Annotated in this window: 14 protein-coding genes; all 14 read right to left on the bottom strand. The window is 33.6% G+C overall.

Features of this window, described 5'->3' with window-relative positions:
* Positions 1-179: 179 nt before the first annotated feature.
* The 14 genes from pnp to IDG45_RS08095 all read right to left on the bottom strand — a co-directional run bounded on the left by pnp (position 180) and on the right by IDG45_RS08095 (position 19,110).
* On the bottom strand, positions 180-2,276 hold the full coding sequence (gene pnp / locus IDG45_RS08030) for a polyribonucleotide nucleotidyltransferase (RefSeq protein ID WP_000076690.1): 2,097 nt from the start codon (positions 2,274-2,276) through the stop codon (positions 180-182).
* 369 nt (positions 2,277-2,645) lie between these two features.
* Complete coding sequence (gene rpsO, locus IDG45_RS08035; protein ID WP_001018328.1) at positions 2,646-2,915, bottom strand: 30S ribosomal protein S15; 270 nt, start codon at positions 2,913-2,915, stop codon at positions 2,646-2,648.
* Positions 2,916-3,029: 114 nt separating this feature from the next.
* Positions 3,030-4,001 carry a riboflavin biosynthesis protein RibF gene (ribF, locus tag IDG45_RS08040; RefSeq protein WP_000864184.1) on the bottom strand — a complete coding sequence of 324 codons (972 nt, stop codon included), beginning with the start codon at positions 3,999-4,001 and terminating at the stop codon, positions 3,030-3,032.
* 14 nt (positions 4,002-4,015) lie between these two features.
* Positions 4,016-4,933 carry a tRNA pseudouridine(55) synthase TruB gene (truB, locus tag IDG45_RS08045; protein ID WP_000282294.1) on the bottom strand — a complete coding sequence of 306 codons (918 nt, stop codon included), beginning with the start codon at positions 4,931-4,933 and terminating at the stop codon, positions 4,016-4,018.
* 169 nt (positions 4,934-5,102) lie between these two features.
* The gene (gene rbfA, locus IDG45_RS08050) at positions 5,103-5,453 is read right to left on the bottom strand and encodes a 30S ribosome-binding factor RbfA (protein ID WP_000097322.1); all 351 of its coding nucleotides are present in this window, start codon (positions 5,451-5,453) and stop codon (positions 5,103-5,105) included.
* Between the two features lie 385 nt (positions 5,454-5,838).
* Positions 5,839-7,956, bottom strand: a complete 2,118-nt coding sequence (infB, locus tag IDG45_RS08055) for a translation initiation factor IF-2 (protein WP_000043635.1) — start codon at positions 7,954-7,956, stop codon at positions 5,839-5,841.
* A gap of 4 nt (positions 7,957-7,960) precedes the next feature.
* Positions 7,961-8,278, bottom strand: a complete 318-nt coding sequence (locus IDG45_RS08060) for a YlxQ family RNA-binding protein (protein WP_000020853.1) — start codon at positions 8,276-8,278, stop codon at positions 7,961-7,963.
* The gene (rnpM, locus tag IDG45_RS08065) at positions 8,275-8,559 is read right to left on the bottom strand and encodes an RNase P modulator RnpM (RefSeq protein ID WP_000727423.1); all 285 of its coding nucleotides are present in this window, start codon (positions 8,557-8,559) and stop codon (positions 8,275-8,277) included. Before rnpM ends, IDG45_RS08060 begins: the two co-directional genes overlap by 4 nt.
* 20 nt (positions 8,560-8,579) lie before the next feature.
* Positions 8,580-9,755, bottom strand: a complete 1,176-nt coding sequence (gene nusA / locus IDG45_RS08070) for a transcription termination factor NusA (RefSeq protein WP_000097463.1) — start codon at positions 9,753-9,755, stop codon at positions 8,580-8,582.
* A gap of 20 nt (positions 9,756-9,775) precedes the next feature.
* Positions 9,776-10,243: a ribosome maturation factor RimP gene (rimP, locus tag IDG45_RS08075; RefSeq protein WP_000036631.1), complete on the bottom strand. Its 468-nt coding sequence runs from the start codon at positions 10,241-10,243 to the stop codon at positions 9,776-9,778.
* 289 nt (positions 10,244-10,532) lie between these two features.
* Positions 10,533-14,843 (bottom strand): PolC-type DNA polymerase III, encoded by a 4,311-nt coding sequence (locus IDG45_RS08080; RefSeq protein WP_077453212.1) that lies wholly within the window; start codon positions 14,841-14,843, stop codon positions 10,533-10,535.
* Between the two features lie 263 nt (positions 14,844-15,106).
* Positions 15,107-16,810 (bottom strand): proline--tRNA ligase, encoded by a 1,704-nt coding sequence (locus IDG45_RS08085; protein WP_000814102.1) that lies wholly within the window; start codon positions 16,808-16,810, stop codon positions 15,107-15,109.
* 19 nt (positions 16,811-16,829) lie between these two features.
* Entirely contained in the window at positions 16,830-18,116 is a 1,287-nt protein-coding gene (gene rseP / locus IDG45_RS08090) for an RIP metalloprotease RseP (protein ID WP_000121122.1), read from the bottom strand.
* Between the two features lie 211 nt (positions 18,117-18,327).
* Positions 18,328-19,110, bottom strand: coding sequence for a phosphatidate cytidylyltransferase (locus tag IDG45_RS08095; protein WP_000868413.1), 783 nt, complete (start codon positions 19,108-19,110; stop codon positions 18,328-18,330).
* Positions 19,111-19,112 lie beyond the last annotated feature (2 nt).

The raw sequence follows: 19,112 nt of genomic DNA on the forward strand, positions 1-19,112 counted from the left end.
GTTAAAAAACACTTGATGTACACTATTAATCACTATACATACAGGATAATTAACAGTTGCACACAAAATAATAAAGCGTTTTAAAATGTTCAATACAACAAATTCAAAATGGGTCACTTCGTAAAAAATGGCATAAAAAAATCACATGACGATACATTGTCGTCATATGACTTTAAATATTATTCTTCTAATGCTCTGTGTGATGCATTTACTCGACCTTGTTTATCAATTTCAGTAATCTTAACTTCAATTGTGTCACCGATTTTTAATACATCTTCCACTTTTTCAATTCTATTTTTTGAAATTTGTGAAATGTGAAGCAACGCATCTTTACCCGGGAATAGGCCTACAAACGCACCGTATTTTTCAATACGTTTAACAGTGGCTTGATAAGTTTGACCTACTTCCGCTTCACGTGTAATTTCCTCAATGATTTCACGAGCACGATTTATCATAGCTTGATCAACGGCACCAATAAAGATAGTACCATCTTGTTCAATATCTAATTTAACGCCTGTTTCATCAATAATTTCGTTGATTTTTTTACCACCAGGTCCGATAACATCTCTAATCTTATCTGGTTTAATTGTCATAGTTACAACTTTTGGCGCGTAAGCACTTAATTCAGTACGTGGTTGATCAATTGTTTGTAACATATGATTCATTATTTCTAAACGACCACGTCTCGCTTGTTCTAGAGCCTCTTCGATAATTTCACGTGTTAAACCGTCAATTTTAATATCCATTTGGATTGCTGTAATACCTTCTTTAGTACCAGCGACTTTAAAGTCCATATCACCTAATGCATCTTCCATACCTTGGATATCAGTTAAAATCGTATAGCTATCTTCACGTGTAACAAGGCCCATAGCAATACCAGCAACTGGTGCTTTAATCGGTACGCCCGCATCCATTAAAGCTAATGTTGATCCACAAATTGACGCTTGAGATGATGAACCGTTTGATTCAAGTACCTCACTTACAATACGAATTGTATATGGGAAATCAGCAGTATCAGGAATAATATATTTTAATGCTCTTTCACCTAACGCACCATGTCCAATTTCACGACGACCTGGCGCACGTACTGGACCAGTTTCACCTACTGAAAAATTCGGGAAGTTATAATGATGCATGAATCTTTTTTCTTCTTCAGGTCCTAAACCATCAATTAATTGATAATCGCCTAAAGCACCTAACGTTAAAACTGAAAGTGCTTGAGTCTGACCACGTGTAAATAGACCTGAACCATGCGTTCTAGGTAAAATACCAACTTCAGAATCTAATGGACGGATTTCATCAGGTTTACGGCCGTCTGGTCTTATTTTTTCATCTGCAATTAAACGTCGAACTTCTTCTTTCACTAATTCATTTAAAATTGCATAAACTTCTTTAATAAGTAATTCATTCTCTGGATCTTCTTCATCGATAAATTCATTGACGATTTCTTCTTTTAAGTTATCAAGATTTTCATCTCGTTGTTGTTTATCAAATGTTAAAACTGTCTCTTTAAGTCCTTTTTCTTCGGTTAAAGATTTTACACGTTCAACTAGCGCTTCATCACGCTCTGCTGGAATAAATTCTTGTTTAACAGGTTGAATGTGGTCGACGATTTGTTGTTGGAAATCAACTAAACGTTGAATCTCTTCATGACCAAAGAAAATCGCCTCTAACATTTCTTGTTCAGTAATCTCACTAGCGCCTGCCTCTACCATGTTTACTGCATCTTTATGACCAGCTACTTCAAGGTCTAAACGAGAAACTTCTTTTTCTTCTACTGTTGGGTTAATGATATATTTACCGTCAATATAACCCACATTTACACCGGCGATTGGCCCTTGGAATGGAATATCCGACACACTAAGCGCCATAGATGAACCAATCATTGCAGCCATTTGTGGTGAACAATCAGGATCTGCACTTAATACCATGTTCATAATTTGAACATCATGTTTATATCCTTTAGGGAATAAAGGTCTAATTGGTCTATCAATTAATCGCGCAGTTAATGTTGCATCGTCACCAGGACGTCCTTCTCTCTTTTTAAATCCACCAGGAATTTTACCCGCAGCGTACATTTTTTCTTCATAGTTCACTGTTAATGGGAAGAAATCTCCATCACGAGGTTCTTTTGATGCAGTTGCCGTCGATAACACGACTGTATCTCCATAACGAACCAATACAGCGCCATTTGCTTGTTTAGCTAATTGCCCTGTTTCAATCGTTAAAGATCTTCCTGCCCATTCAGTTTTAAAAACTTTCTTTTCTTGAGACATTATAAATCTCCTCTCTTGAATCTAATAGTTATATCATATCATTTATTATCGTATTTTAATATTAGTTATAAAATATTGAATTGGAAAAAAAGAGAGCGGGATATCCATCTATTATTTACAAAATAGACTTATCGTCCCACCCTTATCAGTATAAATATAAGTTATATTTTTTTAAAAAACATACTTTATTTTTAATATCTTGATTATTACTCTAGGTGTACTTATATCATCTTTATCTCATTGTAACCTTATTATTCACTCAATATTAGCTTAACATATAATAAATGTTAATATTTGTAAAAAGCTTTTTTAATATAAATTAAGGTTGGAACATAAATATGCCCCAACCTCAAAGACGTTATATTAAGATTAACGACGGATACCAAGTGATTTAATTAATTCACGGTAACGTTGAATATCTTTACTACGTAAGTAGTTTAATAAATGTCTACGACGACCTACCATTTTTAATAATCCACGACGTGAATGGTGGTCTTTTTTGTGTGTACGTAAGTGTTCGTTTACTGCGTTGATTTCTGCAGTAAGTACAGCGATTTGTACTTCTGGTGAACCAGTATCAGTTTCGTGTACACGGTATTCTTTAATGATTTCGTTTTTACGTTCTTGTGAAATTGCCATAATCAATTTCCTCCTTAAAATGTTTGAATACTCCTTAATCCGAGTTAGGCGTTGGAGATTCGACCTACTAAGAAAAAGGTGTGGTATAGATTGTTTATACAACTATACGCAACTCTAAATATTATAAGCTACTTCATCACCAAAATCAACTGCTAATAAATACTTAGCACGCGATTTATCATCGTTCATTTGTTTAACTAATGGGTCGATACCATCAAATTTAATCTCAGGACGTAAGAAATGATGCCAATTCACGTTCACTCGTTCACCATAAATATTATCCTCAAAGTCAAAGATATTCACTTCGATGACAACTTCTGCTTTGTTAGGATCATGAAATGTTGGCTTTACACCTATGTTAGCTACCCCTCGATATAATTTATTTTCAGTGCCGATTTCAATACTAACGGCATAAACACCTTTACGAGGTAACAAATAATCATCACTAGGTTGAATGTTAGCTGTTGGGAAGCCAATAGTTCTTCCCCTTTTTTCACCTTGCACTACAGTGCCTTTAATAGAATAAATATAGCCTAAAGCATCATTCGCTTTTTGCAACTCACCATTGATTAAATCTTGACGAATAGAAGTTGTAGAAATTTTTTCATTTTCAATTTCTTGTTTACTCACAATTGTCGTATTAAACGCATCATATTCTTGAAGAACAGTCATATTACCTTTTCCAAATTTACCAAAAGTAAAATCAAAACCAGCAATGACTTCTTTTACATTATTTTTAATTATATAATTTTCAACAAAATCTTCAACGCTCACATTAGCAAACCTAGATGAAAAATTAACCACTATACAATAATCAATATCATGTTGGCTAATTTTTTCGATTTTATCTGAAAGTGGTGTTAAATACGTTGTTCGTTTTCTTTTAGGATTCAACACGACAGACGGATGCGGATCAAATGTCATCACCGCTTTTTTTAAACTGCGTGCCTCAGCTATTTCGTTTAATATATCAAAGACTTTGTCATGACCTTTATGCATGCCATCGAAAAATCCGAATGCCATTGCAACATCCTCTGTAATATACTGTTTAGATTGTATAGGATGTGTCACTTCTATGACTTTCATAAATTCTATCTCCTTTAATTAAAGACTTTTTTAGGTTTAATTTCTGATTCTTTTGTAGGGTGTACCATATAAATTGCTAATACTTTTTCTGAATCATCATCAATAAATACAATTTGGTCTTTAATTTTGTTATCAAATTCATTTTTATTAAATTTCTGCCCATTTAAAATACGTTTTTTTATGTGCGAATCTTTAATTTTAATGCTTGGCAAACCCTTTAATCCATATTCTAAAGGAAACAATTTATTTTGCAATGAATCCTGCTCATGAAGTTCTTTTATTTGTTCTAATGTAAGGCTATCTTTCAACACAAATCCACCAGACTCGATTCGCGTTAATTTCGACATATGTGCCGGAAAGCCTAATTTCACACCGATATCAGTCGCTAACGTTCTAATATATGTACCTTTGCCACAGATGACACGTATTTTAAAGTGACACTCATTTTCTTTAAAATCTAATTCAGATATACGCCCAATGTCTTTAATATTAACTTTACGCTTTGGTCTTTCAACTGTTTCATTATTACGCGCATATTCATATAATTTTTTACCATTCACCTTGACTGATGAATACATTGGCGGAATTTGTTCAATAACACCTTTAAAATTTTCTAACAAGCGGTCAATATCGTCATTGTTGAAATCAGCTGAATGTACATCCTTCATTTCCAATGTATCACCCGTTTGATCTTCAGTCGTTGTGCTTCTTCCTATCGATACAGTTGCTTCATAAGCTTTGCCCATATCCATAACATAATCACTAACTCTCGTTGCATTACCTATACATACCGGTAACACGCCTGCAACTTCAGGATCAAGCGTACCAGTGTGCCCTATTTTTTTAGTCTTTAAAATTTTACGCAATTTGAATACGACGTCATGACTTGTTAAACCACGTTCTTTATATACTGGTAATATACCGTTATACATGTTGTCACCTTCTTTTTTAAAAATATATTTTAATAGCGTATTAACTGAATTTATTCATAAAAAAACTGGAAAATGTTAACTATTTCTACACATCTATGTATTAACTGTTTAATGTTAATATACCGATATTAAGAAATTATCAAACATTTTCCAGATACCTAACACTAAATTATCTATCTTGTTTGTGTAAATCTTGAATCATTCGTTCAATTTTATTACCATATTCGATTGATTGATCATATTCATACATTAATTCCGGCATAATACGTAATCGCATTCTAGAACCTAATTCAGACTTAATGAAGCCTTTTGCTTTATCAAGTGCTTTAAATGTATTTTCTACTTCTTTATCGTTACCTAATACAGTTAAAAATACTTTAGCCTGCGATAAATCATTTGTTAAAACAACATCTGTAATTGTAATAAAACCAACTCGAGGATCTTTGACTTTATTGTTGATGATATCCATTAATTCCTTCTTCATTTGTTCACCAACACGTTCTGCTCTCATACTGCTCATTCTTGTCACCTCTTTATCTTTAAGTTCAATTGTTATTTGCATTTTTAGTGTAACAATGCTTAAACAATTATTTTAGCTCACACGTTATTTTAATAAATTAAGCCTATAAAATCAAATAAAGTTTGCCGTAAGATAGGCATTTCAACAGAAAATTTTCCAATAATAGTCGACATTATATTTTGTCATTAAAAAGCATTCTAGGTCACCACAAAATTTTATACAAAAATCATGTCTATATAACGTAACTTTTAATAGGTAATCTATTCTAATAAAAATCCAAAAGCTAGTATCAAATATGCTCCCTATAAAGTAGACACTTAAAAAGTGCAATATTTATAGGGAGCATATCAATCTTAACTATACTTTTAGCTTGTAATTTATTTAATTAACGCTTAATTTCAACCATTTCAAATGCTTCGATAACATCGCCTTCTTTAAGGTCATTGTAGTTTTCAATTGTAATACCACATTCATAACCTTTTGCAACTTCCTTAGCATCATCTTTGAAACGTTTAAGTGTATCTAATTCGCCTTCATATTGAACAATACCATCACGAATAATACGTACACCAGCATTTCGCGTAATTTTACCTTCAGTAACATAACATCCAGCAATAGTACCAACTTTAGAAACTTTGAATGTTTGACGAACTTCAGCTTGTCCGATAACTTGTTCTTCAAATTCTGGATCAAGTAAACCTTTCATCGCTGATTCAATTTCTTCGATAACATTATAAATAACTCTGTGTAAACGCATATCAACATTTTCAGCTTCTGCAGCACGTTTTGCACCACTGTCTGGACGAACATTGAAACCAATGATAATACCATTTGAGGCATTAGCAAGTGTCACGTCTGACTCATTAATCGCACCAACCGCTGTATGAATGATACGAACATTTACGCCTTCAACATCAATTTTCATTAATGATGCAGCTAAAGCTTCAACAGAACCTTGAACATCACCTTTAATAATAACGTTTAAGTCTTTCATTTCACCTTGTTTCATTTGTTCAAACAGGTTATCTAATGAAACATTTTTACTTTCTTGACGTTGTTGTACAATGCTAGCTTCGTGTCTTGATTCACCAATACGACGAGCTTGTTTTTCATCACTAAATACAACAAAGCGATCCCCAGCTTGTGGCACATCATTAATACCTGTAATTTCAACAGGCGTTGATGGGCCAGCCGTTTTGATTCTTTGACCTAAGTCATTAACCATTGCACGGATACGGCCGTAAGTATTACCAACTACAATCGCATCACCAACATTTAATGTACCGTTTTGTACTAATAATGATGCAGAAGGACCTCGTGATTTATCTAATTCAGCTTCGATAACTGTACCAACAGCACGGTTTTTAGGATTTGCTTTAAGTTCTTGAACTTCTGCAACTAATCCTATCATTTCTAATAAATCGTCGATACCATCACCACTTAATGCAGAAAGTGGAACGAAAATTGTTTCGCCGCCCCAATCTTCAGGAATTAAACCATATTCAGTTAATTCTTGCATAACTCGATCAGGATTTGAAGTTGGTTTATCAATTTTATTTACTGCAACAATAATTGGTACTTCTGCTTCTTTAGCATGGTTAATTGCTTCAATTGTTTGTGGCATAACACCATCGTCAGCTGCTACTACTAAAATTGTAATATCTGTTACTTGTGCACCACGCGCACGCATCGTTGTAAATGCAGCATGTCCCGGTGTATCTAAGAAAGTGATTTTTTTGCCATCGTTTTCAATTTGATATGCACCAATATGTTGAGTGATTCCGCCTGCTTCACCTGCTGTAACTTTTGTATGACGAATTGAATCTAATAAAGTAGTTTTACCATGGTCAACATGTCCCATAATTGTTACAACTGCTGGTCTCTCAATTGCTTCTGGATCATCTTTTTCGTCTTCGAAGTAGATTGATAAATCTTCTTCATTAATCACAACTTCTTCTTCAACCTCAACGCCATAATCATCGGCAATTAATTCGATTGTTTCTTGATTTAATGATTGATTGATATTAGCAACAATACCAAGTAAGAATAATTTTTTGATAATTTCTGATGATTCAACATTTAATTTATCCGCAAATTCGCCTACTGTAATACCTTCTTGATATGTCACTTTTGATGGTATTTCTTTTGGAGCAGCTGGTTGATTTTGTGGTTTATTATTCTTGTTATTTTTCTTATTATTTCTATTATTCTTTTTATTGCCTTTGTTGCCTTTATTATTTTGTTGTTGATTCTTTTTGTTATCTTTTTGTTGCCCTTTATTTTGGTTTTGATTGTTTGATTTTTGGTGATTATTTTGAGTACTTTGTTTATTGTCGTTCTTTTGTTCTTTTTTGAACTTTTTATCTAATGCTTTAATTTGGTCATCTTCCAAAGCTTGCATATGATTTGAAACCTCAATATTCATGCTTTTTAACTCATCTATAATCTCTTTACTCTTTAGATTTAATTCTTTCGCATATTCGTAAATTCTTTGTTTACTCATATAATCACTCCTTATGATATTCATCTATCATTGATAGCAACTTTTTAGCAAAGCCTGGGTCAGTAATCCCTACATTAACACGCTCACCTTTTCCAAGTGCTATTCCCAATTCATTTCGATTTCCAAACTTTCTGAATGGAACTTTGTAACTCTTACATTTATCTGTAATTAATTTAGCTGTATTATCAGACGCATCATTTGCAACAATAACGAGCTTCAAATTTCCTTTTTTAATCTCATTAACAATGACTGATTCACCTGTTTTTACTTTACCAGCTCTCATTGCTAATCCTAAAAAGTTTAATATTTGATCTATACTCATTTTGGGATCTCTTCTCTGTAAATTAATCTAATAATTTCTTTGTAAACAGGATCCAATTGCTCTTTAGATGCTTTAAAATATTTTTCTAAAATTTCTTTTTGTTGTGCTTTTTCAACCATAGCAACATCTTTAGAAACATATGCGCCACGGCCTTGTTTCTTTCCAGTAACATCCGCAAAGATTTCGCCTTCTTTATTAACAACAACACGAATCATATCTTTTTTGGGATGCATTTCATTTGAAAGAATACATTTTCGCATCGGAATTTTTTTCTTTTTCATAGATACTTCACTCCAACCTATTATTCAGATTCTTTCTCTACATTTGTTTCAACTGAAACATCAGTTACCTCTTCGGTTGATTCTGTTGTGTCAGCATCTTCTAAAGCAACATCTTCTTCAGTTACTTTTTCAGCTTCAACTACTGGATAGATACCCGCTTCACGCGCATCTGTTTCTGATTTAATATCAATTTTCCAGCCGGTTAATTTAGCAGCTAGACGTGCGTTTTGTCCTCTTTTACCAATCGCTAATGACAATTGATAATCTGGAACAACAACTACCGTAGATTGATTTGTTTCATCAACAATAACTTCTAAAACTTGAGAAGGGCTTAAAGCATTTTTTACAAATACTTTTGGATCTTCATTCCATTGAACGATGTCGATTTTTTCGCCACCTAGCTCTTCAACAACAGCTTCAACACGCGCGCCTTTGGCACCAACACATGCACCAACAGCATCTATATCATTGTTTTCAGAGAAGACACTAATTTTAGAGCGATCACCAGCTTCACGTGCTACTGATTTAACAATTACAGTACCATCGTAAATTTCTGGAACTTCTTGTTCAAATAAACGTTTTAATAAACCTGGATGGCTACGAGAAACATAGATTTGAGGACCTTTTGTCGTTTGTTCCACTTTGTTAACATATACTTTGATACGTTCGTTAGGAATATATTTTTCGTTAGGACTTCTTTCTGCTTCAGATAAAACAGCTTCGATACGACCTAAATTCACATATACATAACGATGGTCAACACGGTCAATAATTCCAGTAAGTATGTCTTCTTCTTTGTCTATAAATTCTTCAAATAAAATTTCACGTTCAGCATCACGAAGACGTTGCATTACTGCTTGTTTCGCTGCTTGAGCACCTACACGACCAAAATCTTTAGGTGTTACATCTTCTTCGTATATATCACCAATTTCATATGCAGGGTTTTTAACAAGCGCTGTACTTAAATCCACTTCATCTCTGTCGTCAAATACTTCTTCAACAACATCTTTACGAGCGATAACTTTGAAAGTACCTTGATCCATATTTAATTCCACACGGACATTTCTTGCACTATCATAATTCTTTTTGTATGCAGTAATTAAAGCTGCTTCAATAGCATCAATTAATACTGCTCTAGGAATCTTCTTTTCTTTTTCTAAATACTCAGTAGCTAATAATAATTCATTACTTGACACGTTTTTTCCTCCTCATCACGTTAAATCATAACTGCGTGACGTGCTTTTGCTATTTTGTCTCTCGGTATCTCTATATCTTTCGTTCTTGCTTTGATTTTAACTTGTACTACAATTGTTTCATTATTGACTTCTTGTAAAATGCCTAACCATTCCTTTTCACCTTCAATTGGTACATATAAAGAAACAAATACAGGTTTAGTTATTGCATTTTGGAAATCTTGTTCTTTTTTAATTGGACGTTCTGCACCAGGTGACGCTACGTCTAAATAATACATTTCAGGAATAGGATCATTTGCATCCATAGCTTCACTTATTTTTTCAGAAGCTAGCGTACAATCATTTAAATCTACGCCACCTTCTTTATCAATAGAGATTCTAAGAAAATGATCTCTACCCTCTTTGACATATTCAACGTCTACAAGTTCAAAATTCAAGTCTTCCATAATTGGTTTAACAATCACTTCTACTTGTTCTGTAATTTTACTCATACAGGCCTCCCTTTTTGGCAAATAGAAAAGAGCGGGAATCTCCCACTCTTCTGCCTGAGTTCACTAATTTTTAAGCAACTTAATTATAGCATAAGTTTATGCTTGAAACAAATGACTTCACTATTAATCAGAGATTCTTGTAAAAGTTTGTTCATTTACTTCACCTTTACATTCGAATAGACTCGTAAGACGTTAAAAAGAAATACAGGCATAATTTTGTGTCCAGCAACAATTTTGTATTTCTTTAACTACGCCATACGCATTAAATAAATACCTTGATTATTTCATTTTACATATCGAATATCGAAAGTTGAGCTTTATCTGGTAAATTCGGTAATGAGCCTAACTCATCTAAATACTCAATAATTTTCTGAGATAATCCAGCTTTTTTGTTTAAATCTTCTTTTGATAAAAATGGTCCATCGTCACGAGCTTCAACAATTCGTTTCGCAACGTTTTCGCCAAGCCCAGGCACTGATATGAACGGCGGAATAAGTGTATCGCCTTCAATGATAAATTCGAACGCTTGACTCTTTTCTAAACTAATCGGTTGCATTCGATAACCTCGATGTGCCATTTCATTCATAATTTCCAAAACTGTTAATACGTCTTTTTCTTTTTTACCTAGATCCATATAGCGAGAATACATGTCTTTTACAGTATTTCGTATGCTTGTTTTATCTTTAATCATCGTGATTAAATCAAAATCTGACGCACGAATTGTAAAGTAAGATGCATAGTAATAAAGTGGATGATGTACTTTGAAATATGCGATACGTACTGCCATTAAAACGTATGCTGCTGCATGGGCTTTAGGGAACATGTACTTAATTTTAAGACATGAATCTAAATACCAATCCGGCACTTCATTTTCTTTCATCGTTTCAATCATTTCTTCAGTTAAACCTTTACCTTTACGTACTGACTCCATTATTTTAAAAGCCATTGATGGTTCTAGACCAGCATACATTAAATAAACCATGATATCGTCACGACAACCAATTACACTTGATAAATCACATATACCTGTTTTAATTAATTCTTGAGCATTACCTAACCACACATCTGTCCCATGAGATAATCCTGAGATTTGAACTAATTCAGAAAATGTTGTTGGCTTTGTATCTTCTAACATTTGACGCACGAATCCTGTACCGAATTCTGGTACCCCAAATGTACCTGTTTTACATAAAATTTCATCTTCAGTAACACCCAAACTTTCAGGTGTACTAAAAATCTGCATAACTTCTTTATCATCTACAGGTATTGTTTTTGGATCAATTCCTGATAAATCTTGAAGCATACGAATCATTGTTGGATCATCGTGTCCAAGTATATCAAGTTTTAATACATTATCATGAATAGAATGGAAATCAAAATGTGTCGTCATCCATGCTGAATTTTGATCATCGGCAGGATATTGTATCGGCGTAAAATCATAAATATCCATGTAATCAGGTACTACAATAATACCCCCTGGATGCTGTCCAGTTGTACGTTTAACACCTGTACATCCTTTAACGAGTCGATCTATTTCAGCGCCTCTTTTGTGGATGCCTTGATCATTCAAATAGCCTTTAACATAACCAAAAGCAGTCTTTTCAGCAACAGTACCAATTGTACCTGCACGGAATACTTTATCCTCACCAAATAATACTTTTGTGTAGTTATGGGCATTCGGTTGATATTCACCACTAAAGTTTAAGTCGATATCAGGAACTTTATCTCCTTTAAATCCTAAAAATGTTTCAAACGGAATATCTTGTCCTTCTTTAATAAGTGGCGCTCCACAAGTTTCGCACGTCTTATCAGGTAAATCGAATCCTGATCCTACTGAACCATCATTGAAAAATTCACTCGTTTTACAGTTCGGACATATATAGTGTGGCGGTAACGGGTTTACTTCAGTAATCTCAGTCATTGTTGCTACAAAACTAGAACCTACTGAACCACGGGAACCAACTAAGTATCCATCATCTAATGATTTTTTAACTAAACGTTGCGAAATTAAGTAAATTACCGCAAATCCATTACCGATAATACTTTTTAATTCTTTTTCTAATCTATCAATTACGATTTGAGGCAGGTCTTCACCATACAGTTTACGCGCATTTGCATAACTTAGTTCTCTAATTTCTTCGTTAGCACCTTCCATACGCGGTGTGTATAATTCATCTTTAATAGGAACAACACGTTCAATTCGATCTGCTAATTCGTTTGTATTTTTCACAACAATTTCATGCGCTTTTTCTTCACCTAAAAAATGAAACTCGTTTAACATTTCATCTGTAGTTCTAAAATGTGCTTCCGGTAAAGTTGAGCGATTAAGTGGATTGCCGGGTTGTGATGCTATTAAAATTTTACGTGCGATACCATCATGTTCAAACAAATAGTGTGCATTTCCTGTCGCAATAACAGGAATACCCGCTGTGTCACCTGCATGTATTAAACGTTGATAAATTTCATGTAATGTTTCAGTATCTCTAATAAGCTCTCTATCAATTAAATCTTGATAAAGTGCCGGTGGTTGAATTTCAATGAAATCATAATATTTGGCAATTTTTTCAACTTGGCTCTGGTCCTTCTGCATAACTGCCGTAAATAATTCACCTTCATCACACGCTGTACCTACCAATAATCCCTCACGATATTCATCTAACAATGAACGTGGAATTCGAGGCGTACGGTAGAAATACTTCACCAATGATGCACTTACAATTTTAAATAGATTTTTAAGACCTTGTTGGTTTTGTACAATTAATGTGACATGACTAGGTCTTGCACGTTTATATGCATCTTCATTACTGAGTTTTTTGTTGATTTCGTTATGATTTAATACGTCTAATTCTTTCATTTGTTGAACCATTTTTATGAAAATGTAAGCTGTTGCCTCTGTATCATAAATGGCACGGTGATGTTGCGTTAATTCTACACCGTATTTTTTAGCTAAGAAATTTAAACCATGTTTACCATATTCAGTATTAATCGTACGAGATAATTCTAATGTATCGATAACACCATTCGTAGATGGTCCAAATCCAAGACGTTCATATCCCGTGTCGATGAAGCCCATATCAAACGAAGCATTATGTGCTACGAATATCGCATCGCCAACCCATTCTTTAAATTCTGTAAGTACTTCTTCAATCTCAGGGGCATCTACTAACATATCATCAGTAATATGCGTCAAATTGATAATCGTTTCCGATAATCGTTCATGCGGATTACTGAACCTTTCAAACTTATCGATGATTTCGCCGTTATGAACTTTCACAGCTGCAAGCTCGATGATTTTATCATACTGATTTGATAAACCAGTTGTCTCAACGTCGAATACAACATAAGTAGCATCTTTTAATACGACATCTTGTGGTTTGTATGCAATCGGAACACCATCATCAACTAACATACCTTCCATACCGTATATCATTTTAATACCATGTTTTTCCGCTGCTGCGTGAGCATCTGGAAATGCTTGCACAACATTATGGTCTGTAACCGCAATGGCTGGATGTCCCCAGTCTGCTGCCTGTTTAACATATGCACCAATATTTGGTATACCATCCATTTGACTCATTGCAGTATGCAAGTGGAATTCTACACGCTTTTCTTCAGCCTTATCTTTTTTTGTCGCTTTTTTAATCTCTTCAATATCAGACATCATCATAACTAAATCTCTAATAAATGTATCTTCTTCAATACGACCTTGAGCCCTAACCCATTTACCAACACTTAGCGCTTTAAAATGTTCTAAATCATCTTTGTTTTTACGAGTAAACATTTTTAAAACTAAAGAGTCCGTATAGTCAGTCACTTTAATTTCTACGATATGACGACCACTTTTAAGTTCTTTTAAGTTAATATCAAAAATGACACCCTCTATTGCAACTTTAAACTCTTCCTCAATAATAGATTCAATTGGTTTAATATTTTCAATTTGAATCGGCTTACCAATTTGACACTTATCGACAGCACTTTCGTTGTTATCTTGTTGTTTCGCTTTTTCAGCTTTCATTTTTTCAAGTTTCTCTGTTGCCAATCGTGCACTTTGTTCGTCTTCTTCTTGAATATGTGCTTCTAAAGAAGCTAAGTTTTGTTCTTGATCATTATCATTTGTTTCGAATATGATTTTATCGATATCAAAGCCACAATTTCTAAACGCTTTGATAAGACTTCCATTGCAAGCCTTGTCAAAATGATTACGTTCAATGTCATTTGATACCATTACTTTTAATACTTTTCCAGACATAATAAGCTTTTTCTGTTTCAATTGACCTTTAACTTTTGGAGATAAAGCTGTTTGGTCAATACAGTGCCCAAAGTATTTAATTGCATGTTCATCTTGATTCGTGCCATTTGTTACCGTAAAACGACATGTAACGTTGGCGATATCTTTAAACTCTTGCTCTATTGCATGTATAAATAATAAATAATCTTCATGAGCTAAGAATTGTGGTAATGTAATATGAAATTCCCATGTTCTGTTTTTGTTAGAAACATCTATACGTGTCAGTTCACCTGAATTTAAAACTTCAGCATCTAATTGATTTGAAATTTTAATTTGATCAGCAAGCACTTTAAATTTTTGTTGCTCTGTCATTGCCAAGACAATTACCACCTTAAATAGAAATTACTTTTACGTGTTCGAACAATATTTAGATTATGTGAGCATAGTAATGATAGAAAATTAAATGCTTTATATTTGGCTAATCATAATATTGTTAAAACAAATTTATCTTTAATTATACTATGTCTTCAGTCATTTTTCATCGAATAATCATTATATCAAAAATAATAAGAGCAGGACATAAGCATCAGATTTCTTTCAGCTTTTTCCTACTCTTATAATTCATTCGATATTAATTATTTTAAGTTATCATATTTATTTGTAATGACAGTCATTAAGTCATCAATGTGGACTTCTTCGCTGTCACCTGTTAAACGTTCTTTAACTTCTACAATACCTTCCGATGCACGTTTACCAACAACAATTCGCAGTGGTAAACCAATTAAATCGGCATCATTAAATTTGACACCTGCACGTTCCTGACGATCATCGTACAACACATCAAATTTAGTATTAAATTCAGCATATAGTGCATCTGCTAGTTCTCGTTGATCATCTTTCTTAGGATTAATAGAAATTAAATGTAAATCAAACGGAGTAACTGATTTAGGCCAAACAATTCCATTATCATCGTGATTTTGTTCAACAATCGCACTTAGCGTTCTAGAAATTCCAATTCCGTAACAACCCATAATTAACGGTTGGGCTTTTCCTTGGTTATCTAAGAATGTAGCATTCATTGATTCTGAATACTTAGTACCCAATTTGAATACTTGACCAACTTCAATACCTTCAGCAAAATGTGCAACGCCTGAACCATCACTTAACTTTTCGCCTTCTAAAATAAAACGGAAATCGCCATATTCATCAACGTTGAAGTCTCTACCTACATTTACATTAATTAAGTGATAACCATCTTCGTTAGCACCGACAACTAAATTATTTAAGTCTTGCACAAAATTATCTGCATAAATTTTGATTTCTTTATCAATTACAGGACCTAGTGAACCAGGATTTGCACCAACTAAATTAACAATTTCGTCTTGTGTTGCTAATTCAATATTATCTGTGCCGAAATAAGATTTTAATTTAATGTCATTAATTTCATGATGTCCACGCACTAAAACCATAATATATTCGCCATCAACTTTGAAAATCATCGTTTTAACGATTTCATCTACTGGTCTACCTAAGAAGTCTGCCAATTCTTGCGCAGTCTTAACATTTGGTGTTTCAATTTTTTCTAAAGGTTGCACAGTAGTATGCTTATGATTTGGTTCGTAAACGACTTCTGCTTTTTCGATATTAGCAGCATAGTCACTTTCTTTACTGTAAACGATTGTATCCTCACCGATAGCACTTAATGCCATAAATTCATGTGTATGGCTACCGCCTATAGCACCTGAATCTGCAACTACTGGTCTTGCGTTAATGCCAACTCTCTCAAAAATACGGCTATACGCTTGATACATATCTTGATACGTTTGATCTAATGATGCCTCGTCAGCATGGAATGAATACGCATCTTTCATAATAAATTCACGACCACGAAGTAAACCAAAACGTGGTCTCTTTTCATCACGGAATTTAGATTGAATTTGGAATAATGTCATCGGTAATTGTTTGTATGATTTCAATTCATTTCTTACTATTGATGTAACTAATTCTTCATGTGTTGGACCTAATGCAAATTGTCTTCCATGTCTATCTTGTAAACGCATTAATTCTGGACCATATGCACCCCAACGTCCTGATTCTTCCCATAATTCAGCTTGTTGTAACGCTGGCATTAAAATTTCAACAGAATCGATACGTTCCATTTCTTGTCGCACAATTGCAGTAATATTATTTAACACACGTGTTGCTAGCGGTAAATAACTATAAATCCCACTTGTACTTTGTTTTATCAAACCCGATTTCAATAATAAACGATGACTTTGTGCTTCTGCTTCTGATGGCACGTCACGCATCGTTGGTATAAAAACTTTGGATTGCTTCATAATTATTTATCCTCCTAAATTATAAGAAATATCGTCGAATATCATTCCACGTTACTAATATCATAATAACGACCATGAAAATGGCACCAATAGCAATAATCGTTGTTTCCGCTTTTTTATTAACTGGTTTTCTGAAAATCGCTTCATATATAACAAATAAAATACGACCACCGTCTAGTGCAGGAATAGGAATTAAATTCATAATCCCTAAGTTTACACTTAATAACGCAGTGTATCCAATTAAGCTAATGATACCCGCTTTAACAACTGAGTCGACGTTATGATAAATACCAACCGGACCATTTAACATATCAAATGAGAATCCGCCCGTAAATATACTAGCCAACATACCTACTACAGCTGTAAAAATTAGTGTACTACCTTTCAAAAAGCTTTCAAATCCATATACAATTGGTTTGAAGAGCGTACGTTCACTCGCTGGTTGGAATCCGAGAACATACTTCGTCTCTGAACTTACTTTAGTCAGTTTTCTTTCAGTCTTTTTAGGTGTTAATTCAACTGACTTTGTTTTACCATCACGTTCAAATTTAACAGTCGTCTTATTATCTTTAACTTTATCTAACGCCTTATCAACATCATCAAATTCAGATATTTTATATTTGCCAATTTGGACAATTTTATCGCCTTTTTGTAAGCCTGCTTGTTGAGCTGGATACTTATCTGCGACTTGTTCTACAGTAGAAGTAGGTGTACCTTGATAATATGCAAGACCAATAAATAGGACTAAAGCTAATATAAAGTTAAATAACGGTCCCGCAAATAATGTTAAAAATTTCGGCCATGGCTTTTTATGTGCAAATTGTCTGTCTCTCGGAGCAATTTGAACTAAGCTACCATTTTCAACAAAGAAAGACTTTCTAGCAATTTTAAAATGATGTCTTTCGTTATCATAAGCAGTGATACCTTCTATGAATAAGTCATCTTTAAAATCACATTTTTTAACTTCGATCGCTTCAATTTGTTGAAACTTATGATGATCATCTAATATGATATGTGTTATTTCATTTTCTTCATTCAGTTTAATTTTAACGTTCATACCAGGCTCGACTGGTGGCTCTTCTAAGCCATCTCCTGCCATACGAACATATCCACCAACAGGCAATAACCTAATAGTGTAAAGTGTTTCATTTTTTCTAAAACTAAAAATTTTTGGCCCCATACCGATTGCAAATTCTGGACACATAATGCCTGCTCTTTTCGCAAAAAACATATGGCCATATTCATGAACAGTTACTAGTACACCAAAAACAATAATAAATGCAATTATTGTAACTAAATAGCTCACTCGCTACACCTCGATTGTTTATAAATTTCTTTTATTTTAAAAATGATTGCTGTATACGTAACATAAGTCATTATAATATGATACTGACAAATCACAAAATATAACGTCTAATTTTCAAAGTTAATATTGCGTATAATTTTCAAAAGGAGTTCTGAGATTCATTAAATTATCTCAGGAACTCCTCTTTACGTTTATTGATTTGTTCTCAGCATTAAGATTGTATTAATAAAATATTTAATAATGGTAACACAAACATAAAGCTGTCAAATCGGTCTAAAATACCACCGTGTCCAGGTAGTATTCGACCTGAGTCTTTAACGCCGAAATGACGCTTAAATCCTGATTCCACTAAATCACCTAATTGACCAAATAAACTTAAAATCAATGTCACTCCAAGTAATATCCATACATTCATATTGAAATCTACAAAATATAACATTGCAAGAGGCACTATCAAACTACAGAACAAGCCACCTATGAATCCTTCGATTGTTTTATTCGGGCTTATTACTGGCCAAAGCTTATGTTTACCCATCATTTTACCAAATAAGTAAGCCCCTGTATCTGTAAGCCAAACAATTAAAAAGGCATATAATATGTAATGTAATCCTTCTGATCTCGTTTCATAAAAGAACATAAAACCAATGCCTACATAAGCCACAGACATTAAGCAAAATGCAGCATCCATAAAACTAAATCTGTTTTTAGATAAGACAGTATAACTTAATACAATAAAGCTCATTGCAATTAAACTTTTTAATTGAATTACTTGTACCCATGGCCCTGCATGTTGTGGCAACATAATGATGATAAGACCAACTGCACTAATTAAACCAGGAACTGAAACAAATTTAATCATATTCATATTCAACAATTCTTTTAATGCAATCAATGCTAATATATTAGCAAATATCATTAACACAAGGCCGCCTTTTAACAAGATAGGCAAGAATACGATTAAGGCAATAATAGCTGTCAGCGTTCTAACTTTCATAC

It is taken from the genome of Staphylococcus sp. EG-SA-10, from assembly GCF_017151945.1.
In the GTDB taxonomy this organism is placed as follows: Bacteria; Bacillota; Bacilli; order Staphylococcales; family Staphylococcaceae; genus Staphylococcus; species Staphylococcus aureus.